Origin of the sequence: Paraflavitalea speifideaquila, from assembly GCF_032395985.1 — a bacterium.
GTDB classification, from domain to species: domain Bacteria; phylum Bacteroidota; class Bacteroidia; order Chitinophagales; family Chitinophagaceae; genus Paraflavitalea; species Paraflavitalea speifideaquila.
This window is the reverse complement of the sequence record NZ_CP135920.1, coordinates 5,292,284-5,311,310: the sequence shown is the minus strand read 5'-3', so window position 1 is coordinate 5,311,310 and position 19,027 is coordinate 5,292,284. Positions and strand designations below refer to the sequence as shown.

General features: G+C 43.4%; 32 protein-coding genes, 2 tRNA genes and 1 pseudogene. 18 read left to right on the top strand and 17 right to left on the bottom strand.

Annotated elements, in window-relative coordinates; genetic code table 11:
* The first annotated feature begins 485 nt into the window (after positions 1 to 485).
* The 17 genes from RS881_RS36625 to RS881_RS36545 all read left to right on the top strand — a co-directional run bounded on the left by RS881_RS36625 (position 486) and on the right by RS881_RS36545 (position 9,716).
* A complete protein-coding gene (locus tag RS881_RS36625) occupies positions 486 to 839 on the top strand; it encodes a carboxypeptidase-like regulatory domain-containing protein (RefSeq protein ID WP_315815295.1) in 354 nt (117 codons plus the stop codon).
* Positions 840 to 925: 86 nt separating this feature from the next.
* Positions 926 to 1,342 carry a TonB-dependent receptor plug domain-containing protein gene (locus RS881_RS36620; protein ID WP_315815294.1) on the top strand — a complete coding sequence of 139 codons (417 nt, stop codon included), beginning with the start codon at positions 926 to 928 and terminating at the stop codon, positions 1,340 to 1,342.
* Positions 1,339 to 1,491 carry a hypothetical protein gene (locus tag RS881_RS36615; RefSeq protein WP_315815293.1) on the top strand — a complete coding sequence of 51 codons (153 nt, stop codon included), beginning with the start codon at positions 1,339 to 1,341 and terminating at the stop codon, positions 1,489 to 1,491. The genes RS881_RS36620 and RS881_RS36615 overlap by 4 nt, the downstream gene beginning before the upstream one ends.
* Positions 1,488 to 1,730, top strand: a complete 243-nt coding sequence (locus RS881_RS36610) for a hypothetical protein (RefSeq protein WP_315815292.1) — start codon at positions 1,488 to 1,490, stop codon at positions 1,728 to 1,730. Before RS881_RS36615 ends, RS881_RS36610 begins: the two co-directional genes overlap by 4 nt.
* Positions 1,731 to 1,914: 184 nt before the next feature.
* Positions 1,915 to 2,634 (top strand): SusC/RagA family TonB-linked outer membrane protein, encoded by a 720-nt coding sequence (locus RS881_RS36605; RefSeq protein ID WP_350339988.1) that lies wholly within the window; start codon positions 1,915 to 1,917, stop codon positions 2,632 to 2,634.
* A gap of 7 nt (positions 2,635 to 2,641) precedes the next feature.
* On the top strand, positions 2,642 to 3,064 hold the full coding sequence (locus RS881_RS36600) for a hypothetical protein (protein ID WP_315815291.1): 423 nt from the start codon (positions 2,642 to 2,644) through the stop codon (positions 3,062 to 3,064).
* Positions 3,061 to 3,579 (top strand): hypothetical protein, encoded by a 519-nt coding sequence (locus RS881_RS36595; protein WP_315815290.1) that lies wholly within the window; start codon positions 3,061 to 3,063, stop codon positions 3,577 to 3,579. Before RS881_RS36600 ends, RS881_RS36595 begins: the two co-directional genes overlap by 4 nt.
* Before the next feature lie 181 nt (positions 3,580 to 3,760).
* Entirely contained in the window at positions 3,761 to 4,030 is a 270-nt protein-coding gene (locus tag RS881_RS36590; RefSeq protein WP_315815289.1) for a hypothetical protein, read from the top strand.
* Complete coding sequence (locus RS881_RS36585) at positions 4,008 to 4,418, top strand: RagB/SusD family nutrient uptake outer membrane protein (protein ID WP_315815288.1); 411 nt, start codon at positions 4,008 to 4,010, stop codon at positions 4,416 to 4,418. The genes RS881_RS36590 and RS881_RS36585 overlap by 23 nt, the downstream gene beginning before the upstream one ends.
* Entirely contained in the window at positions 4,415 to 5,152 is a 738-nt protein-coding gene (locus RS881_RS36580) for a RagB/SusD family nutrient uptake outer membrane protein (RefSeq protein WP_315815287.1), read from the top strand. Before RS881_RS36585 ends, RS881_RS36580 begins: the two co-directional genes overlap by 4 nt.
* Positions 5,153 to 5,175: 23 nt before the next feature.
* The gene (locus tag RS881_RS36575; RefSeq protein WP_315815286.1) at positions 5,176 to 5,976 is read left to right on the top strand and encodes a thioredoxin family protein; all 801 of its coding nucleotides are present in this window, start codon (positions 5,176 to 5,178) and stop codon (positions 5,974 to 5,976) included.
* 67 nt (positions 5,977 to 6,043) lie between these two features.
* A complete protein-coding gene (locus RS881_RS36570; RefSeq protein ID WP_315815285.1) occupies positions 6,044 to 6,583 on the top strand; it encodes a hypothetical protein in 540 nt (179 codons plus the stop codon).
* A 131-nt stretch (positions 6,584 to 6,714) separates the two neighbouring features.
* Entirely contained in the window at positions 6,715 to 7,128 is a 414-nt protein-coding gene (locus tag RS881_RS36565; protein WP_315815284.1) for a hypothetical protein, read from the top strand.
* Positions 7,095 to 8,228, top strand: a complete 1,134-nt coding sequence (locus RS881_RS36560; RefSeq protein WP_315815283.1) for a hypothetical protein — start codon at positions 7,095 to 7,097, stop codon at positions 8,226 to 8,228. The genes RS881_RS36565 and RS881_RS36560 overlap by 34 nt, the downstream gene beginning before the upstream one ends.
* The gene (locus RS881_RS36555) at positions 8,180 to 8,713 is read left to right on the top strand and encodes a hypothetical protein (protein WP_315815282.1); all 534 of its coding nucleotides are present in this window, start codon (positions 8,180 to 8,182) and stop codon (positions 8,711 to 8,713) included. The genes RS881_RS36560 and RS881_RS36555 overlap by 49 nt, the downstream gene beginning before the upstream one ends.
* A gap of 108 nt (positions 8,714 to 8,821) precedes the next feature.
* Positions 8,822 to 9,277, top strand: a complete 456-nt coding sequence (locus tag RS881_RS36550) for an alpha/beta hydrolase family protein (RefSeq protein ID WP_315815281.1) — start codon at positions 8,822 to 8,824, stop codon at positions 9,275 to 9,277.
* Positions 9,278 to 9,509: 232 nt separating this feature from the next.
* Positions 9,510 to 9,716, top strand: coding sequence for a hypothetical protein (locus RS881_RS36545; protein ID WP_315815280.1), 207 nt, complete (start codon positions 9,510 to 9,512; stop codon positions 9,714 to 9,716).
* Between the two features lie 108 nt (positions 9,717 to 9,824).
* Here the strand turns inward: RS881_RS36545 and RS881_RS36540 are convergent, their stop codons facing one another.
* The 15 genes and pseudogenes from RS881_RS36540 to RS881_RS36475 all read right to left on the bottom strand — a co-directional run bounded on the left by RS881_RS36540 (position 9,825) and on the right by RS881_RS36475 (position 16,854).
* Positions 9,825 to 10,103 (bottom strand): hypothetical protein, encoded by a 279-nt coding sequence (locus tag RS881_RS36540; protein WP_315815279.1) that lies wholly within the window; start codon positions 10,101 to 10,103, stop codon positions 9,825 to 9,827.
* Positions 10,104 to 10,129: 26 nt separating this feature from the next.
* Positions 10,130 to 10,441: a hypothetical protein gene (locus RS881_RS36535; protein WP_315815278.1), complete on the bottom strand. Its 312-nt coding sequence runs from the start codon at positions 10,439 to 10,441 to the stop codon at positions 10,130 to 10,132.
* 157 nt (positions 10,442 to 10,598) lie between these two features.
* Complete coding sequence (locus RS881_RS36530) at positions 10,599 to 10,730, bottom strand: hypothetical protein (protein WP_315815277.1); 132 nt, start codon at positions 10,728 to 10,730, stop codon at positions 10,599 to 10,601.
* Positions 10,731 to 10,784: 54 nt separating this feature from the next.
* Positions 10,785 to 10,979: a hypothetical protein gene (locus tag RS881_RS36525; RefSeq protein WP_315815276.1), complete on the bottom strand. Its 195-nt coding sequence runs from the start codon at positions 10,977 to 10,979 to the stop codon at positions 10,785 to 10,787.
* The gene (locus RS881_RS36520; protein WP_315815275.1) at positions 10,976 to 12,103 is read right to left on the bottom strand and encodes a hypothetical protein; all 1,128 of its coding nucleotides are present in this window, start codon (positions 12,101 to 12,103) and stop codon (positions 10,976 to 10,978) included. Before RS881_RS36520 ends, RS881_RS36525 begins: the two co-directional genes overlap by 4 nt.
* A 34-nt stretch (positions 12,104 to 12,137) precedes the next feature.
* Positions 12,138 to 12,347: a hypothetical protein gene (locus RS881_RS36515; protein ID WP_315815274.1), complete on the bottom strand. Its 210-nt coding sequence runs from the start codon at positions 12,345 to 12,347 to the stop codon at positions 12,138 to 12,140.
* Between the two features lie 82 nt (positions 12,348 to 12,429).
* On the bottom strand, positions 12,430 to 12,783 hold the full coding sequence (locus tag RS881_RS36510) for a MauE/DoxX family redox-associated membrane protein (RefSeq protein ID WP_315815273.1): 354 nt from the start codon (positions 12,781 to 12,783) through the stop codon (positions 12,430 to 12,432).
* Positions 12,784 to 13,477: 694 nt separating this feature from the next.
* Entirely contained in the window at positions 13,478 to 13,600 is a 123-nt protein-coding gene (locus RS881_RS60405; protein WP_350340281.1) for a hypothetical protein, read from the bottom strand.
* Complete coding sequence (locus RS881_RS36505; protein WP_315815272.1) at positions 13,597 to 13,806, bottom strand: helix-turn-helix domain-containing protein; 210 nt, start codon at positions 13,804 to 13,806, stop codon at positions 13,597 to 13,599. Before RS881_RS36505 ends, RS881_RS60405 begins: the two co-directional genes overlap by 4 nt.
* 956 nt (positions 13,807 to 14,762) lie before the next feature.
* On the bottom strand, positions 14,763 to 15,095 hold the full coding sequence (locus RS881_RS36500; RefSeq protein ID WP_315815271.1) for a hypothetical protein: 333 nt from the start codon (positions 15,093 to 15,095) through the stop codon (positions 14,763 to 14,765).
* Between the two features lie 38 nt (positions 15,096 to 15,133).
* The gene (locus tag RS881_RS36495; protein ID WP_315815270.1) at positions 15,134 to 15,268 is read right to left on the bottom strand and encodes a hypothetical protein; all 135 of its coding nucleotides are present in this window, start codon (positions 15,266 to 15,268) and stop codon (positions 15,134 to 15,136) included.
* A 27-nt stretch (positions 15,269 to 15,295) separates the two neighbouring features.
* Positions 15,296 to 15,771, bottom strand: a pseudogene (locus RS881_RS36490) (ribonuclease H-like YkuK family protein).
* Between the two features lie 11 nt (positions 15,772 to 15,782).
* A complete protein-coding gene (locus RS881_RS36485; RefSeq protein WP_315815269.1) occupies positions 15,783 to 16,517 on the bottom strand; it encodes a hypothetical protein in 735 nt (244 codons plus the stop codon).
* Positions 16,518 to 16,702: 185 nt separating this feature from the next.
* A tRNA-Lys gene (locus tag RS881_RS36480) sits at positions 16,703 to 16,775 on the bottom strand.
* 4 nt (positions 16,776 to 16,779) lie between these two features.
* Positions 16,780 to 16,854, bottom strand: a tRNA-Ile gene (locus RS881_RS36475).
* 716 nt (positions 16,855 to 17,570) lie between these two features.
* Between RS881_RS36475 and RS881_RS36470 the strand changes: the two genes are divergently transcribed.
* The gene (locus RS881_RS36470; protein WP_315815268.1) at positions 17,571 to 17,792 is read left to right on the top strand and encodes a hypothetical protein; all 222 of its coding nucleotides are present in this window, start codon (positions 17,571 to 17,573) and stop codon (positions 17,790 to 17,792) included.
* Between the two features lie 17 nt (positions 17,793 to 17,809).
* On the opposite strand, the gene RS881_RS36465 is transcribed toward RS881_RS36470, so the two are convergent.
* Positions 17,810 to 18,100 (bottom strand): substrate-binding domain-containing protein, encoded by a 291-nt coding sequence (locus tag RS881_RS36465; RefSeq protein WP_315815267.1) that lies wholly within the window; start codon positions 18,098 to 18,100, stop codon positions 17,810 to 17,812.
* Between the two features lie 44 nt (positions 18,101 to 18,144).
* Positions 18,145 to 18,819 (bottom strand): winged helix-turn-helix domain-containing protein, encoded by a 675-nt coding sequence (locus tag RS881_RS36460; RefSeq protein ID WP_315815266.1) that lies wholly within the window; start codon positions 18,817 to 18,819, stop codon positions 18,145 to 18,147.
* Positions 18,820 to 19,027: the final 208 nt, after the last annotated feature.

Genomic DNA, 19,027 nt, shown 5'->3' with positions numbered 1-19,027 from the left:
GAGGCTTCGCCGCTATTTCTTCCATGAGGCGGGGAGATTAAGAGTGGCCGGAGCCAAAAAAGCCGGAAGTGTTGGTGCACTGCCGGCTTGCAATGGGTTAACTGTTTTGATACACACAACATTCATTAACCCCCGTCCGGATGGATTCATCCGCGCGGACAACAGCAAAGTTATGCAAGTTTTTGCATCACCCAAAACTCTGCTATGGGGCGGAGTTGAACCAAAACTAATCCCGCTTGCAGCGGAAAACTAAAAATCCGCCTCAGGCGGGACGGATTATGAAGATAACCGCCATTATATTACTGGCCGGCTGCCTGCAGGTAAGTGCCGCAGGAAATTCTCAGACTGTGACACTCTCCGAAAAAATGCGCCCTTGCAAAAATATTCAATGCTATTAAGCAACAAACCAATTATGTTTTCTTTTATGAGTCTACGGCCCTGCAAAAAGCAAGGAATGTAACCATCGAGCTAAAAATGTACTCTTATTGGATGCCCTGGATATTTGTTTTAAAGATCAACCCCTTACTTACAGCATAGTGGGGAAAAATATATTAATAATAGATGTTAAGGGCAGCAATAGCGTTGATGTCCTGAAAAATGAGAGGCCCTTTGCGTTACCGCCCATTGAGGTAAGAGGTGTAATTGCAGATGAATATGGTAACCCACTTGTTGGCGCAAACATAAGAATAAAAGGAACAAATATTGGAACTGTTACAAAAGGGGATGGATCGTTTGTTTTAAAAGGTGTTGATGAAAATGCAGAGCTTGAAATTTCTTATGTAGGTTTTGAAACGCAAACTGTTTCTATAAAAATAATACCAACATTATTCTTTCATTAAAAAGAAGTGAAGGAAAATTAGATGAAGTACAAATAATAGCCTACGGGCAAACAACACGGCGCTTAAGTACTGGTAATATAGCTACGGTGAAGGCCGCAGATATTGAGAAGCAACCCGTTCAAAATCCCTTGCTGGCGTTGCAGGGCCGGGTACCGGGCATTGAGATTACACAACTAACGGGTATGCCGGGTGGAGGAGTAAGCGTGCGCATCCAAGGCCGCAACAGTATTGCTAGCGGCCTTGAACCGTTTATCGTTATTGATGGAGTGCCTTTTCCTTCGGTGCTGGAATACTCCGCCCGGGAACTGATGTTACAGGAAGGTAGCCCGCTAAATTATATAAACCCTGCCGACATTGAATCAATCACTGTTTTAAAAGATGCAGATGCCACTGCCATCTATGGTTCCCGTGCCGCCAATGGCGCTATATTGATCACTACCAAAAGGGGAAAGCAGGACGCACCACGCTACATTTCAACCTGCAGCAGGGCTGGGGAAAAGTGACCCGCAAGGTGAATATGATGAATACCCGGCAATATCTTGATATGCGTTATGAAGCATTTAAAAACGACGGTATTGCCAGTATCCCTTCCAATCAATTTGATCTTACATTGTGGGATACCACCCGCTATACAGACTGGCAAAAACATTGATCGGCGGTACAGCGCAATATACCAATATCAATGCCAGTGTATCCGGCGGTACAGCCGCTGTGCAATACCTGGCAGGAGCTACCTACAACCGGCAAACCACCGTATTTCCCGGAGATTTTGACGATAAAAAGGCACAGTTCACTTTAATATTAACGGCAGTTCTGCTAATCAAAAGTTCAAAATGCAATTGTCCGGCAATTATATGTATGACCGGAATCATCTCCAGGGAACAGATTTAACGCAGCGAGCTTTGGTTTTAGCGCCTGTAGCACCTCCCTGTATAATGCAGATGGCACCCTGAACTGGGCGCCCAATGCGGCCGGCACTTCTACCTGGGAAAATCCACTAATCTATACCCGGTCAAGTGAATTCAACAATACAACCAAAAGCCTGGTAAGCAATATCAACCTTAGCTACGTTATAGTGCCCGGCCTGGAAATCCGCAGCAGTTTCGGGTACAGTAATATTCAAAGCAATTTATTTCTACCTGTACGGTTGGAATCCTATAGACCGGAAGAAAGGGCCACTTCTCAGCGTTTTGCATCACATGTACAGCGCGATATGAGTTCCTGGGTTATTGAGCCCCAGTTGCAGTATGCGGGCAGGGCCGGCAAAGGCAAAATAGAAGGGCTGTTGGGCGCCAGCCTCCAGCAAAACAGCGCGGAAGTGTTTACATTGTTCGGTATAGGATATTCCAGTGATCTGCTGATGAAAACATTGAGAGCAGCCCAATCAATTAGTGTTGATGTATCCAGCTTTAGCAAGTCGAAATTTAATGCCTTGTTTGGCCGGCTGAACTATGTATGGAATGATAAATATATCATTAACCTAACCGCCCGCCGTGATGGCAGCAGCAAATTCGGGGATGCCAATAAGCTGCACAACTTTGGGGGCGTAGGACTGGCGTGGCTGTTCAGCAGAGAAAAATGGATACGGCAGGGCGTTCCTTTCCTGAGCTTTGGCAAGCTGCGAGGTAGTTATGGCACTACCGGTAATGACCAGGTTGGCGATTTCCAGCACCTGAGTTTGTATGGAATTGTAAGGCCCGGCATTCTCTACCAGGATGCTATTGGTCTTTCCCCATCCGTATTCCCAATCCGCACCTGCAGTGGGAAGAAACCCGCAAATGGCAGGGAGGAGTAGACCTTGATTGATACAGGACCGGGTAATACTGGGGGCCACTTATGCCCGCAACCGTTCTTCCAACCAGTTGATAAGTTATGTGATCCCCTCTACCACAGGTTTTACCGGTATTACGCAAAACCTGCCGGCTACTATTCAAAATACCAGTTGGGAATTTACGCTCAATACCACTAACATTAAAAAGAAAGATTTTTTATGGACCAGTGGCCTCAACCTTACCATTCCCTGGAATAAACTCATCAGTTTCCCCAATATTGAAAAACAATCTATGCTACCGGTGATTTTGGCGTCATTGTTGGTCAACCGCTTGCTGTCATCAAGGCCTATAAAAATGCAGGTGTCGATCCGGCAACCGGCGATTACCTGGTATATGACAAGAATGGCAACCCAACTTCCAGTCCGGATTTCTTCGAAGACAGAGCCGTTTTGATTGGCAACCTCACAAAATATTATGGAGGCATGCAGCAAAGCATCAGCTATAATGGCTTTCAGTTGGATGTTCATTTTCAATTTGTACGGCAAAAGGGATCAAGAGATTTATATTATTTTAATGGGTTCACTACAACCGTTCCACCTGGAAGTTTTGCTGCAAGTACAAGCAATCAGCCGGTTACATTAATAAACAACCGTTGGCAAAAACCGGGAGATAATGCTGAATTTGCCCGTTATACTTCCCGCCGCCGTGGTATAGCTATCCTTCCTTTACTGAGTGATGTTTGGTACAGTTATGATGCTTCTTTTATACGCTTAAAGAACCTGTCATTATCCTGGCAATTACCCGCCCAGTGGCTGCAGCACGCACACATACAAACTGCACGGCTTTATTTCCAGGGACAAAACCTGTTGACCATCACCAATTATACGGGATTAGACCCGGAGAATAGGAGCACCAGGTCCCTGCCACCCTTACAGCTATGGACGGTAGGAGTGAACATGGAATTGTGAGCAGGGTACCTGAATGACGTGATTATAATGATCAATCTAAAAATTAATTCAATATGACTGCCATCGTTAAGATAAAAGGGAAAACGCTTACTATAAGATTGTCCCATTTTATAGGTGTACTCCTGCTATTAAACACAACAGCCTGCAAAAACTTGTTGAGACCCCCATACCTACTGACCAGGTGGCGGAAAATGCTGTGTATAACAACGATGCTACTGCTATATCTGTGCTTACTGCAATGTATAGCGACATGAATACTACTCCTTTTCAGGGAAGTTTGACATTTGGTAGTGTTGCTTTATTTGCCGGGTTGGCGGCAGACGAATATACACTTGCCGCGGGTATTACACAGCCAACTTACTTGGCCTTTTATCAAAATGCTTTATTACAAACAGATTTATTCAGCAACCGGAGCAGAGCACTGGCCCTTGTTGTACAATTTTGTTTTTAAATGCAATGCTGCCATCGAAGGGCTAACCCGTTCAACTACTTTAACTCCTGCCGTAAAACAGCAGTTACTGGGAGAAGCAAAATTCATGCAGGCCTTTATGTATTTCTACCTCGTGAATGAATTTGGGGATGTGCCGCTGGCACTGACCACAGACCCTCAGGCCAATACCCTGCTGGCCCGCTCACCCCAGGCAAAGGTATATGAACAGATCATTACCGACCTGCTGGAAGCGGAGCAGCAATTAAGCAACGATTACCTGGATGTAACGCTGGTAAAAACACTTCAGAGAGAGTGCGCCCTACCAGGTGGGCAGCTAAAGCATTACTTGCCCGGGCGTATTTGTACACAGGAGATTTTAGTAAGGCAGAGGCTAAATCAACCGAGGTGATAAACAATAATGCTCTTTATGACTTACTCCCTTCCTTAAACAATGTATTCCTGAAAAACAGCCGCGAGGCCATCTGGCAGATACAACCTGCCGATATTGATTTTAATACACGCGAAGGCCAAACCCTGGTTATTCCACCAACAGGCCCCAGCATTGTAGGTACTGACAATCCTGTTTACCTAAGCGATCACTTGTTGAATAGCTTTGAAGCAAATGACCAGCGGGCTGTTTATGGAAATTGGTTAGATACGACCATTTACCCAATTACAACTACACCTTTGGTTTTGGATACAGTGATCTATCCATATAAATACAAAATCAATGCCTCGCCTGGCGTAAATACCATTGATGGGTTGCAGGAATATTTTATGGTGCTTCGACTGGCTGAGCTATACTTAATAAGGGCTGAAGCCAGGGCGCTACAGAACAAAATTGTAGAGGCGCAATCCGATCTGAATGCTATTCGTACGAGAGCAGGATTGGCCACAACAACAGCCAATGATCAAGCTTCCTTATTAACAGCTATACTTCATGAACGCCAAGTGGAACTATTTTCTGAATGGGGGCATCGCTGGTTTGATTTGAAGCGGACAGGTAAGATTGATGCGGTGATGAGCGTGGTAACACCACAAAAAGCGAATGGCGCACCCTGGCAATCGTACCAGCAATGGTTCCCGCTGCCAGTAACGGATTTGCTGATCTCGCCCAACATGACGCAAAATGCAGGATACTGAAAGTGAAAAACAAACAGAAATTTATGAAACGGATTTTGCTCTTACTGTTTATGATTCCTTTGTTAGCAAAAACGCAAGAAAAGCAAATAGATAACACAAAACTGGCAACAATCTCCGCCATTCAATGGACAGAAGGTTTAACCTGGCAGCAGGTAAAGGAAAAAGCAAAGAGAGAAAATAAGTACATTTTCATAGATGTCTACGCTACCTGGTGCGCGCCATGCAAAAAGATGGATAAAGAGGTGTACGCTAATGATACAGTGGGCAATTATTATAATGACCGGTTTGTTTGTGTAAAGGTCCAGATGGACAAAACGAAGCAGGACAATGCATTTGTTCAAAGCTGGTATAACGATGCAGCCACCATTAAGAGTGCATACAAAGTGTTGGAATTACCCACTTTTATCTTTTTATCTCCTCAAAGAATTGTTGTGGAGAAGTCAACAGGCTTTATGGCAGTGAATGATTTTTTAACGCTTGGAAAGAATGCCCTGGCGACCGGAAAAACCTACAATGATCCCTATGCGGAATACGACCACCTGGTAGCGGAATATCGAAAAGGGGTTCTCCATTACAATCGAATGCCCTATATGATTAAAACAGCGTTTCAATTAGAGGATTCAGTTTTAGCCATGAACCTAGTGAAAAGGCATACAGATTATATAATGGGGTTAAACCCGGAAGAGCGTTATTCGAAGGAGCATATTGAGTTGTGGTCCTCTTTTTTACTAAGTAGCAAAACAAGAATATTCCAATTCTTCTACAAAGATGGAGACAGGATTGATAAGGTGATGAATAAAAAGGATATGCAGCCGCAGTTGTAGATCGTACCATTATGGATGAGCTGGTGCTTCCTTTTTGATAGTGCAAAATAGGGATTCATCCATAGCTATGGATGCTGGAATGATACTGACCGGACCGGGGCTAAAAGCCAATTACCAGGAGGCTGATTGGGAAAAACTGTATAGAGAGATCCGGAAGGGATTTAATACTACTTATGCCAAACGAAATTTGCTGCAGGCGCGGAAACATTGGTACGAAAGGAACAGGAATTATCACGCATTCGGAAAATACAGTTTACAATATTTAAAGGAATATCCGCCCGATCTTACAGACCATAATCAAAGAGCGCAGTTGAACAGCGTTGCATGGAATATTTTTTTGCATACTACCGATAAACAACTGATTGATGAAGCTATCCAATGGATGAGGAAAATATTTGATCAGAATCCCCATCCTGTCGAAAAGGGTTTCGCATCAATAATGGATACCTATGCCAATTTACTGTACAAAGCAGGAAGAACAGTAGAAGCCATCCAATGGGAAGAAAAAGCGGCAGCTCTATGGCCGGAGAGAGAACTTTTTAAAGAAGTCGTCAGGCAAATGAAAAGAGGAGAACCAACCCATGGCGCCGTATGGGGCTACCATTAAGGGTCCTTTATTTTTCGCCTGAACCCCCTTTCGCATAATATAAATAATAACCCTTATATAGTACTGTTCTTTTATTCTTACCTTACTCATAAAGTACCAAGTATGAAGCAAGTGCTTGTTTTATTTTTTTAGTGAGTAATACCCTTGGTGTGCCGGCACAGCTTACTGTTGGCCGGGAGCCAGCTATTTCCCAAACCGGATACGCACAATGGGACCTCAACCAATATGTCTGGAGTCATACGCTTGCCAAAGGGAATAAACCGCCTTTGGATTTTGAAGCTATTGATAACTGGCCGGTGCTGGAGCCGGGTAATCTGTCCAGCAGTCCCAACGGCCGGTATTTTGCTTATACCATTGAACGAGGATTCGGGCCTTCTTACAAGCGGCCGGATAGCCTGGTAGTACAGAGTACCAATAATTCCTGGAGGAAGACTTTCCCTGGCGGAAGCCCGGGCTTTTTTCAGGCGACAGCAAACAATATATATTCCAGGACAAGGAAACACTCTGCTATTTGCCCACAGGAGGCGAACAGCCACGCTGCGTGAAGGGAGTGGTTTCTTATCAATTGCCACATAATGACCGGAATGAATGGCTTGCCTATACATTAAAGGATAATAACACGCTCGTATTGCAAAACCTGCTGACAGGAAAAGTAAAACACTTTAATGAAGTAGCTGATTATAGTTTTGACGAGAGCAATAATTGGCTGATTGGCCAGCTCAATAACGAATCAAAGGATTTATTCATTTATCACCTTGCAACAGACAGGGAAAGGGTATTTTCGTATGTTACCGGTTACCTGTTCCACAGGGATGGGCAATTGCTGTTATTGAAGGTAGAAGAAAAGCAGAACACCAAAAGCACCACAAGTTTACAATATGTAAGCCTGCCACAGGGAGCAGCCCAAACGATTTGGGAAACCAGCGATAGCAGCATTCAGGTAAGCAATTATACCATAGACGGAAGCGGCAGGCAACTGGTATTTACGTTGCAAAATGCCAATGCAAATGCCATCTGGTATTATGCAGCCGGCATGGACAAAGCAGTACTAAAAGTAAACCAACAAACAGCGGGTATTGATGCGGGCTTATTCATACAGGGCACAGCATCATTTACGGATAATGACCGTTATATTCAATTTGCTTTACTACCGCAGCCGGATTCCCGGAAGCCCGGCCCCGATGCAGTACAACTGGATATATGGAGCTACCAGGATACCATTCTTCAAAGTACTCAATCCCAACTGTTGAAGGAGCCTGTAACTTACAAGGCAATCATCAATGTGAAAGAGCGTCGGGCAATGTGCCTGGAGAAGGAGGGTGAAAAGCTATATCTACTAAAAGGTGATTTTGCTGTTATTAAAAAGCCGGGAAAGAAAATTTACGGGGACCGTTTTTGGGAAAAGGATTATGACAGGGACAGCAACTGGGTGCTATCACTAAAAGACGGTACCCGCCGTTTATTGCCAACAAAAGCAAACTATGATTATAATATCTGGTTTCCCCGGAAGGTAATTACCTGGTTTATTTTGATGCCGGCCAGGATTGTCATTATTTTAGTTATGACCTGCGTAGCCGCAAAACAACGGACATATCTGTGGGCGCGCCTGCCGGACTGCTGGGTAGTACATCATCTTACCTGCTAACTGATGAAAAGCCTCGTTGGGAAGTCGGGATCGCAGCCTGGATAGAGGGCGAGGCCGGGTTGCTGGTGTATGATAATTTTGATATCTGGCAATTAGACATCACCGGTAAAAAGCCCGCCATCAACCTGACCAATGGTTATGGACGCTTGCATGAGGTAATGTTAAGCCTGCTGAATGGTGATCGTTATGATCCCGTGATTCCAAAAGTTCCCAAAAAGGAAGCGCTGCTATTAAAAGCGTTTAATCTCCGAAATAAATACAATGGCTTTTTCAGGAAGCCGTTGGGTGCGGCTAATGACCCGGAATTACTGTTTATGGGCCCCTGCCTTATGCGAAGCCTGCGGCCAACACATGTGGGACTATATAACTATGGTATGCAGCCATTAAAAGCAAGGGATGCAGCTACCTGGATTGTGCAGCGCCAAACGGCTACCGAGGCGCCTAACTATTTTGTGACCACAGATTTTAAAAATATAAACCCTTAACCAACCTGCAACCGCAGAAAGCGTACAATTGGCTCACAACAGAATTACATTCCTTTAAACAATTGGATGGAACTATCAGTCAGGGTGTTTTATACAAGCCGGAAAATTTTGACCCGTCTAAAAAAATACCCGGTCATTATATCTTTCTATGGAGAGCTGTCCAGTTATTTATACCGTTACCCGGAGCCATTATATCCTCACCACCCTGGCGTCTTCGACCGGCCGGCCTGGTGGGCAAGCCATGGCTACCTGGTATTTACCCCGGATATCTATTTTCGTGAAGGCCAATGGGGTCCCAGTACGGTGAACACGGTTGAGGGGGCAGCCCGGTATATGCGTACCCTGCCTTATGTGGATAGCACGCACTTAGGCGCCTGCGGCCATAGTAACTCAGGACGGTTTGGCACTTATTTATTTACCCATTCCAAATCCTTTGCAGCCATGTCAATTGGCGAAGGCGCGGGCTATTCCAATGTTATAAGTCATTCTTTATCGGTTGATCGTGAAAATGGAAGCTGGTTAGAATGGGCAGAAAAAGGGGCTTATGCCGGGGATGGGGGATGATTTGGGAGAACAAGGCAATGTGGCTTGATCATACTGCTGTTTTACATCTCGATAAAGTAGCATCTCCTGTACTGATTTTTGCGGAGGAAGAGGAAAAGGAAGTGAAGCAATCAATGAAGCAAACAGCAACAGGAGAGTAGAGCTAACTATTCAGCTATTTACGGCATTACGCAGGCTTGAAAAGAAAGCATGGTGGTTGCATTATAATGAGGAACTTCATGTGATAACCCGATTGAAAGATTTAAGAGATTTTACCATTCGCTATACACAATTTTTTGATCATTACCTGAAGGCGGCTCCTCCACCGAAGTGGATGACGAGGGGCTTGCCCTTCAAATTGAAAGGTATTGAAAGCAGGTATGAACTGGACGTGGATGGTTCATGCGGGAAGGATTGCCCGGTATGCCCGGTAAATGAAAAGAGTTCATTCCCTCAATAAACTAAGTGATCCATCATACTGTATTGTTTGGTGGATCACTTTTTCTAAATTATTGTACTACAGCCGCTCCTATTAATCAAAGAGGCTATTCGTAATGATTAAAAGGTATTAATTGGCTGTGAGCCTCACTGGATTTGCATTCGAGCAAGGAGTATTAGGATTACATCCATTAGGAGGAATTGCTGTACAAAAAGGCCCAACTCCTCCTTGATCAGTTATCGCTTGATCAATTCGTAAATTTGGGCATTTCAACCCAGATGGACAGTTACCAGCAATGCCTGGAGTCGTAGTACAAAAATCTGTAACAAATTTTGCTTTAAATGCCAAAGCTCCGCCTACTATTGCAAATAGAGCAAGAGACATGAGCATGATCTTTAATTTTTTCATACCTGAATTGCTTTTTAGTTCAAAAGCTAAATTTTGGTTTTAAAAATGCCTACGCTTACATAAATAACTTCAGCAAAAAGGTGATAGGCATTACCCCTCCTGTGAAGCATCCGGATAAGTTTATCTTTGTGAAATGAGTTATTCTTCAGTTGCTTTTTTATCTGACTGCTGTAAATTTTTCCCTCAAAGGTTTTGCTTAATTTCTTATTCTTCCCATATATCGCTATATAAGGAACCCCGCTAATTTCAAAATAGTCGCTTACTGCAAAGGCGGTATCTATACCGGCGATAATGTTGGGATATTTTTCCAGGTGGTATTCATTGTAAAAATCTTTCATGGCAGGTAACGGGTGACCGGTTACGAAGTAAAACTGTATGTCTTTTAGTTTTTCTATATGCTCTATTATTTGTTTTGTCTGCGCTTTACAGTACGAACAGTAAGGACTTAAATAAAAATAGCAACGGATTTGCCGGCAGGTATATCCCGGCTATGTATCAGGGTGCTGCTGTCCAAAAGCAGCAGGCTGAAATCTGGTAATGGCTTCCCTTCATTGCCTGTTTTTTCGGTTCTTTACCAAAACAACCGGCTAGCGCAGCGATGGTGAGCGATAAAATGAGTTGCTTCATATTGATAAGTTTTTGTGAGTGGTCAATGGTCAATAAAGCGTGGGACGTGAAACGTCAAATGCGAGCCATTACTTCATTCGATAAATTCCCTTCCTGCTGCTTTTTAATTGCTTCCTCCCGCTTCATACTCAACATCAACTGTGCCATCCAGTCGACCAGCAACAGGGCAAAGACGGTGGTGAGAACAATCGGGAACGACTGGAACCGCAGGGCCGCAGACGAAGCCAGGATGGTAAACCCGGCATTCAACAGCCAAACCGTACCCCCATAATTAGTGTTTTATTAAATATCCGGTTGTATTGCCAGCCCTTGAGCAGTATATAGTATAGTAATCCAACAAGCATCACTACATTGATGATACCTGTAAGGATGGGGTAATAATCCAATACCCATGTTTTCCTATCATCCGCCCTGGTTGTTACATTCCTGCTTTCATATCCAAACCATTTTACAGTCTGACTATCCACAGTTTCATACCCGGAATTATAATATTGCAGGTATTCCACCGGCGGCGCAAAATATTTACGGCTGTTAGGCCATACAAAATGTGCAGCAAAATGCAGGGGGTACTGCCGGATAATGTACAAACCGTAGTCCTTATAAAACGGCCCCATGCTGGCCCATTTCTTCAATTCTGAAGCCATACTATCATTTGCTTTAAACAGGCTGTCGCGGTATTGCATCAGCGGCATGCCCCGGCTCCACATATAAAAGGTGCTGGCCATCGCTTTCTCATAGGGATATATACTCAAGTCGCGTGTCCTGTCATAGAATTTCCGGATCATACTGTCCAGGGCCTGGTACCTGGAAGGTACAGGTTTGCGGTCGGCACTGTCAACATCCCGATATGTATACATGGCATTGTTGGCAAACTGCCAGCCGCTGAAAGGAGAATACTGCCAGTAACCTGTAAGGCTTTTGTATTTGTACATGGTAAAGCATACAAAAGAACCACAAAGTATTACCACCATACCTAATCCAGCCAGTTTTTGCCTCAGCGGCATTTTAGACAACCAAAATGCCAGCAACGCAATGAAAGGATAAATAAGGGCATTATAACGCACGGTAAAAGCAATGAACAGTACCACAGCATGCCACACTACTACCTTTGGCGAAGGCCGGTGAATGATCCACAGCAGTAGGCTGAACCATGTAAGGCTCAGGGCCAGGAAAACCCCATCGCTGTTTACCAGGTTACCAAGGTGCAGGAACAGGGGATTTACAACCATAAAACCCAGCAGTATATATTGTATAACCCTGCCTGGCTTATAAAAATAAAATATAGTGAATAACAAGTATAAGGCGCTGCATTGAATAAACAGGTATTGAAAGGCTGTCAATACATAATCCGTTCTGTTAAAAACACTGAACATGCGCAGGAATTTGGAATACCCAATCAGATATGTATTAATATCCAGGTTTTTTTTCTGCTGCCTCCAGGTAAGAAAAAGAATCGCCATGTATATAACTGGCATAGGGATACAAATATTTGAATACAGCAAACTGGATAATGATAGCGGCTAATGTCAGCCACAGCATAATCCTGTTTCTCCGGTTCTCAAATAAAAAGCCCTTAAATGAAACCTGGTTGGCCGGTATGGTAGTTAGGTCATTCATAAACTTGTCAATGGTGAATGGTCAATTTTGTCAATCATTAGTCAGCAATTATCAATGCACTTGTGCCTATGCCACTGTTTGTTTAAACGTTCAATATTTGTTGCTTCCTTATGCGTCTTTCCAATGCAATGCCCGTAATGCCGAGTACGATAAATATACTGTTGAATACGAGGTGCCCCTGCCACGATAATAACGCTATCACCCCTCCGCAACTGCAGGGCAGGTCCCTGCTGAAGGTCATGATGGCGGTGATGTATATGGTAAAGAGCAACATTAATGTGAATGATGCATATAATCCCTTCAGCCGCCAGCGAGGGATAAACAATAAAAGAGATACTATAAATTCAGTTAAAGGCAATAGCCAGGCAGCGATGGCGGCTATTGGTTTCAGTATAGGTGATTCAGCAATTTGTTCTTTAAATACCGAATACTCCATCAGTTTGCTGATACCGGTATATAAAAAAGTATTACAAAAAGCAAGGCTATTAGTTCAACAATGCTGCTTTTCTTCAGCCATTTGAAAGAAATTAGTTTATAAAATACGTTTTGATTTTTCAAATCTGCGGTATGTAATGATGTTTTTCCATAGTATCTAATGGTAGTATAGTGTAAGGTATTCCCCTTCCGGTATCTTACTTAAGCCTTATCCTTTATTCCTGAAAATAGCTATACCATATAATACCGGTCCCGATACAATTTACCGGCAATATGGTATTGGACAACATTAAATAATCAAGGAGGGTACTTGCATTTTCAACTGTGCGGAGTGTAACAGGTAAGGATTTAAACCTGCCAACCGGAGGACTGGTGTTTTAATGTGGTTGCCACCATCTCTATTTGAGCGATCGAAATTTTAAGCAAACATTGTCCCTCTCACTGTCCAACAGTCAGCAGATTAGGAGTAAGTATTTCCCGTTATTTTTTTTTTTATTTGCCCTGGTGAGCAATGCTGATTGAGTTCAAAAAAGCTGAATGCGTTTTTCATATAGCGCTACAAATCTTCCGGCGAACAACTACCGGAGCCTCTCTTAGTTTCTGTATGTAAGTTAGAACGAAAATAACGTCAATGCAAATCTGTTTTATATGAGTTTAGTACTTTTTTATATGAATTTAGTCCGTGCCGGAATCATTTAATACTTATTCCATGGCACTGTTTCCATTCCTTTTTGCCAGTTAGTGGGTGACATTTTTTTATTTTTCTTAAAGGCGTAACTGAAATTATTTTGATTGCCATATCCACACTTAGTAGCTATTTCTTTTTGGTCATTTCGCCATTGGCAAGCATTACACTTGCAGCCTCCATTCGGTTTAGCAGTTGGTATTCGCTGACCCTTTTCCCAAATTTTTGCTTAAAACATTTTTGCAAGTCTTTCCTATTTACCTGGTGCATTCTGGCAAGCTCTTCAGTGCTTATCCATTCCAGCGGATGCAGGTCTATATAATCTTTTACTTTAGCCATGGCGTTTAATACCTTTTACAGAAATGATTTTTAGTACGCATGGTCAGATAAGGGTTTAGTTTTTAAAATCAGGATGCCGGGCCTTCGAAGGGTTAGAATAAACGCCTGGCCGGAATGCCTTGCAGCTTGTACGTAAAACAGTAGTTGCTTTATTATTTGTAGTTAGGTACGGACAATAAAACAATAATCCGGCTGTATAAGCGGGTATAAAGATTTGTAATGAGGGTCAATGAATGTGGGTTCGGAGCTCGCTCCTGCCTGAATTATAGCGTAGTAATTTGAGCAATGAAGTACTACGAATTTACCTTTTGACAGGGAGTTTATTAAATATTTTAAATATCTCTATGTAAATGAGTGTAGGTAAATAACATATACGCCATTGTTATAGTCCTCCTGTGAGAAGGTTGGGCAAAACCTTTTTCTGAATTTCAGCTATTAGCGAGTCTTTACCAAACAGGCCATTAAAAAGCATTGAGATATTGGCAGCAATAATATTATAGCAGATAAAATAGAAAAAAATTTTAATTAGCGCCAGTAAACATGAAAGATTATGCGTAGATGATCGGTAGCCGGTAAATACCCGCAACAATGCCATACAAGTATGTTGTTTATCCGCGACCAAATTTTTTCTATAAATGTATTCTTCACATTGCTTCGTCATCGAGGGTTAATTCAGGCCTTTAAAATTTGAGGTTTTTAAGGCTGTTATACTATAATCCACTGATAATATTAGGGGAGATAAAAATATTATTAATTTTCGCTACGTTATTCAAAAAATTAGGGTTTAATGGTTAATGGCTTTGGTTTAGCGCTGGCATCCCTCCGGGAGGCTTCTTTTCATTTTACAATATCACATAATGGTGGCACTGTACTTATCTGTCAATTGTAGCCATAATAAAGGCAAGGGCCTCCCCGATTGGTTACCCTTGCCTCCCTAATTAACAACCGGCTACGAACTACCTGTCAGCCGCCAAAACCGTGGCCGACTGACGGGTGATATATTCCTTTACATATTGTTTTATGGATAATCCGCTGAAATAACCCGCGATATCCCTTTCTATAGCTTCTGCTGCTTCCTGATTTCCTGCCCGCTGGTATGATGTTGCCAGGAGTTGCATGGCCTGTTCGAGGTTGATATTGTCCAAACCACGCCCTGCCTTGGATTTATCAATCACCGCTCTGAGCAATGCCTGACCCAGGTCAAAATTGGGCTTGCGAATCTGGATCTTCTTATCGGCTGTTATGGTTTTGAAAGTACGCAGGGCATTTACTCCTTTCAGGTATTGCACATATACCGCCAGGTCCGGGGAGGACTCGAACCTCCAACCTACATTTGATGGAGGATATTACCCTGTGCGGCAATAGCATACAGCGCGTTACTACGGCTGCACTGTGCTGCTTCTTTGAAACAGCCACCTGGTTTGCCGTTCAACAGGTCAATACCCTTCTTGCCGTTAAGCAAGCTATTTCGTCTGCACCTGGATTGGTATCAGACAACTTTATCGGCACAGCAGGAACTGGCAAATGCGTATGGCTTGGCCCTGAAGGCAAATCCCATTCCCATCATGTAGCCCATCGCATCTTTCAACGCGTGGTTACTTTTAAAGTTGGGATTGGTGTTGATATCGGCATGCACTTCCATATCCACACTGTAGTTGGTGAATAAACCGCACAGTTGGTAGGCTACTTCTATACTTTTGGCTACCTCCGTCAACATCCGTTCTTTTACGCTCATCGGTTGTTGCGAATTGTCGCCCAGTACATACATAAATCCCCTTTACCTTTGCGCAGGAATACGATCACCGTGGCAAAAGCGGTATTACCTGCTCTTACCTGGCTATCGGTACCGATACAAACTTTTAATTGATGCCCATGGGCTTTTTCCCTTGCCAAAACCGATCTTACTTCTTCTTCGATCGGCCGGTGAATGGCTGTACCATCCAACCGCTGCCATTGCTGTTCCATTGTTTGTGTTTTTAGGTTTCTCTGATTAGATCCATGATCTGACTTAATGATTTGTTTTTATATTGATATACATTCGGTTTTGCCGGCCAGTGATACTTATATGGAGTATGACCATGCATTATTTTATTCAGACGTCGTTGCAATTCGTTCCACTCCAAATAATCTTCAATGGCATCCATCCTGGCTTCAATCAATGTGTCACTTCTTTTTATGCGGGTGATCATATTAGGGCGTACACGCAATACAAAACGCCAGGGTTCATTAAAAACATAGCGTTTTTCCAGTCTGTGACGCCAATCGTAGCTATAGACCTCATGGAATTGGTGCTTTCCCCTTTCCGTAAGGTCCATCTTCATAAATTCCGATTCAGAAGGCTCTTTCAGATTTTGTCCCTTTACCTGGTACTTTCCCTTGCCATATCGCCTTTTGTGGATCTTAAAATCCCTTCGGTAGCTCCAGTCTGATGTATTGATCTTCTGCAGCAAGTTTTCATAGAACTCCGCATGTTTACTGCGGGCTATATCATCACGCAATACAAAAAAGCGGTTCCAGCCTCTTTGTATGGTCGGATCCAAAGGTTCCCATCCCAGGTCTTCTATTTGCTGATCCAGGGAATTGTGTTCCCGGTGCAGCCTTAATAACTGTTTGTCAAAATCTTCATACTGCATCCTTTTCTTTTGGCGGGCAGTACGGAGGCGATAGGAGAGGATGTCCTCCCCATATTGCTGAATAAGTTTCTTGTCCATAATGAGGTTATTTGTTCCGATCGGAAGCTGCAGTGCCACCGGGCCCCGCATATCCTGTTTGTCATTATGAACTGTTGATTCCTTTTCATTTTATTTATTTTAAGTGTTTTTCTGCCTTCATCTTCCAGGCCTGGCCCCGAAACCTTGATGCCTCGTTGCCTCACTGCCTTGTTGTCTTTTAAAAGTTGGTCCGGTGCGGCTCGAACGCACAACCCTCCGGTTAAAAGCCGGATACTCTGCCAATTAAGCTACGGACCAGGGTTGGTGATGACTGACGGATTCGAACTGTCAACCGGTATCGTATCAGGATACTGCTCTGCCATTGAGCTAAGTCATCGGAGGCGGGGCATAAAAAGCCCGGTCGATTATTCCGACCGGGCTGTGGTTGTTGTACGGCTGTGGTTACACAGCGTACCCTTGTACACAACATGGTCGAATGGCTATACTCTCCCTGTTAATAATGAGCCACATACCCTGGGGTATATACGCATAGCGTTTATTGCCGGGGCATAAAAGATATGCCTGCAATTCCGTACACGTAGTATGGCCTGTTGATAGTAGCTTCATCTGTTAAAATTTAGTGACAAAAAGCCCCGCAATCTCTTGCGGGGCCCGTGTTATCGTGAATTCGTTGTTTCAACTTATTCAGTAGGATAACTCCCCGCAACCGGTTTTGCCGTCTCTGCGGCTAAATCCGTTTGTTAGTTCAATATGTAATACGAGGTTTGTCATCTGCTGTTTTTAATTTGTTTTGCGATGCAAAGATGGAAATAATTTTCCGTTGTTTCCAAATTTTAGGGAAGTTTTTTTATATTTTCTTTAACAAGTCCTAAGGCTAAATGCCCTGAAAGGCTTACTGGTATTGGGTTTGGGGGAGGTTTCATAACCTGGTATAAGGCATAAATAATATACGGCTTTTGCGGCGAAATAAGAGTACCTTCGCCGCTGTTTGCCGCCAACAACACGAGCCTGTTTAAATGTGTTATACCTTAACAGACCGGGTTTTCTCTAACAACCTCAGTTAAATAGATTATCTTAAATAAAAATAGCATCATGAGAAGCGCAGGAAGGCCGCCAGTAGCACCCATTCAATTGAAGAACGGATATTATATTGAAGTGTGCGACAAAGGCTCTAAGAAAGGAATGAAAATATGGAATGCAACAGAGAAAGGCATGCAAGATGCTGCCCGTTTGTATGCAGGCCATAAAACAGTGATCATCCACGGAGAATATAAAGATGGTGGCTTTACCGGAACTTCGGTTATACATCAGTAAGTCATAGTCTCCACCCCTTACAATGATTTTCTAACAATCATTCGGAAGGGGTTCTTTACCTGTTTTACTTCTTTGTTCAGTAACATTTGAGCGGCTGTGATTCCCATGCCCTCAAAGTCAGTGGTCACCACCGTGATCTCCAATAACTCCTTCAATACCGTTTCATTGAAGGAGATTATACCCACCTCTTTGCCCAATTGTAAATTGGCTTCCCTTGATTTCTTGATCAACTGCGCCAGGTCCGACTCGGCCGTTACAATGTATACCGTGCCGGCCTGAGGTAATTCTTTATCAAGACTGGAGAGCACAGAAAAGGCTTTCTGGTGCTTGAGGCAAAATTCATTACAGCCTTCTACAATATCCCGGGGTGGTTGCTTTGCATGGGAAACACGATGACCAACTGCTTGTATTTCTTCAGCAGTGTTTCCGATGATTCCAACACCTCGTGTATATCCTGCTTAAAATCCTGGTATACCGTCATCTGGTGTTTCCCCAGCTCCGGTACATGTTTGTCCATGATCATCAATTGCGAAGGTGGGATTGATTTTAGTACCCGGAGGTAACTTTTCTTGCTCGTCTTATGAAAGAAATGAGGCATGATCACATAATAGTGGTACTTGCCCATATTGGCTTCTACAATCTCTTCCAGGCGGCGGATATCATAATGGTGCACCTGGAGGTCTACCACCGCTTTGTCTTGCAAGGTTTCCAGGAAACTATAGTAGATGATCTTCTTATAAGAGCTAAGTTTATTGAAGATGAGTAATATTTTGAGCTTTTTATCCTTGCGTCCCACTACATAATAACCTTTGGCCGGCACCGCATATACATATCCTTCTTCGATCAGTTCCCGGTAGGCCTTTTCAACCGTATCGCGGCCATAGTGATAGGTTTTGCTGAAGTCATTGATGCTAGGCAGTTTACTGTGGGGCTTCAGGCCGCCATTGTCGATGGACATGGATATGGCATGTACGATCTGCTTGATCTTGCTGGGAATATGATTGGCGTTGATGCTGAAAGACTTCATGTCATATTTTTAATAAGGATCAGGGTTGGATACGGGCTCAACCTCGAAATGGGACCGGTTGAATGACCGGAATCATGAATAAATATAAATCACTGGATGAAAAAACTAACAAAAGCTTTAGAATTGGCTCAATGCAGTAGGAGAATGCCAACATACTTTAGGATTGAAATGCAAGTTCCGGGCATTGTGCAAAGCGCTGTGGACAGCA

Excerpts from the sequence above, each read along its gene's own strand:
- RS881_RS36575 (WP_315815286.1), top strand. The coding sequence starts at position 5,176 with ATGAAACGGATTTTGCTCTTACTGTTTATGATTCCTTTGTTAGCAAAA.
- RS881_RS36570 (WP_315815285.1), top strand. The coding sequence starts at position 6,044 with ATGGATGCTGGAATGATACTGACCGGACCGGGGCTAAAAGCCAATTAC.
- RS881_RS36540 (WP_315815279.1), bottom strand. The coding sequence starts at position 10,103 with ATGAAAAAATTAAAGATCATGCTCATGTCTCTTGCTCTATTTGCAATA.
- RS881_RS36535 (WP_315815278.1), bottom strand. The coding sequence starts at position 10,441 with ATGAAAGATTTTTACAATGAATACCACCTGGAAAAATATCCCAACATT.
- RS881_RS36530 (WP_315815277.1), bottom strand. The coding sequence starts at position 10,730 with ATGAAGCAACTCATTTTATCGCTCACCATCGCTGCGCTAGCCGGTTGT.
- RS881_RS36520 (WP_315815275.1), bottom strand. The coding sequence starts at position 12,103 with ATGTTCAGTGTTTTTAACAGAACGGATTATGTATTGACAGCCTTTCAA.
- RS881_RS36515 (WP_315815274.1), bottom strand. The coding sequence starts at position 12,347 with ATGAATGACCTAACTACCATACCGGCCAACCAGGTTTCATTTAAGGGC.
- RS881_RS36510 (WP_315815273.1), bottom strand. The coding sequence starts at position 12,783 with ATGGAGTATTCGGTATTTAAAGAACAAATTGCTGAATCACCTATACTG.
- RS881_RS36505 (WP_315815272.1), bottom strand. The coding sequence starts at position 13,806 with ATGGCTAAAGTAAAAGATTATATAGACCTGCATCCGCTGGAATGGATA.
- RS881_RS36485 (WP_315815269.1), bottom strand. The coding sequence starts at position 16,517 with ATGGACAAGAAACTTATTCAGCAATATGGGGAGGACATCCTCTCCTAT.
- RS881_RS36470 (WP_315815268.1), top strand. The coding sequence starts at position 17,571 with ATGAGAAGCGCAGGAAGGCCGCCAGTAGCACCCATTCAATTGAAGAAC.
- RS881_RS36460 (WP_315815266.1), bottom strand. The coding sequence starts at position 18,819 with ATGAAGTCTTTCAGCATCAACGCCAATCATATTCCCAGCAAGATCAAG.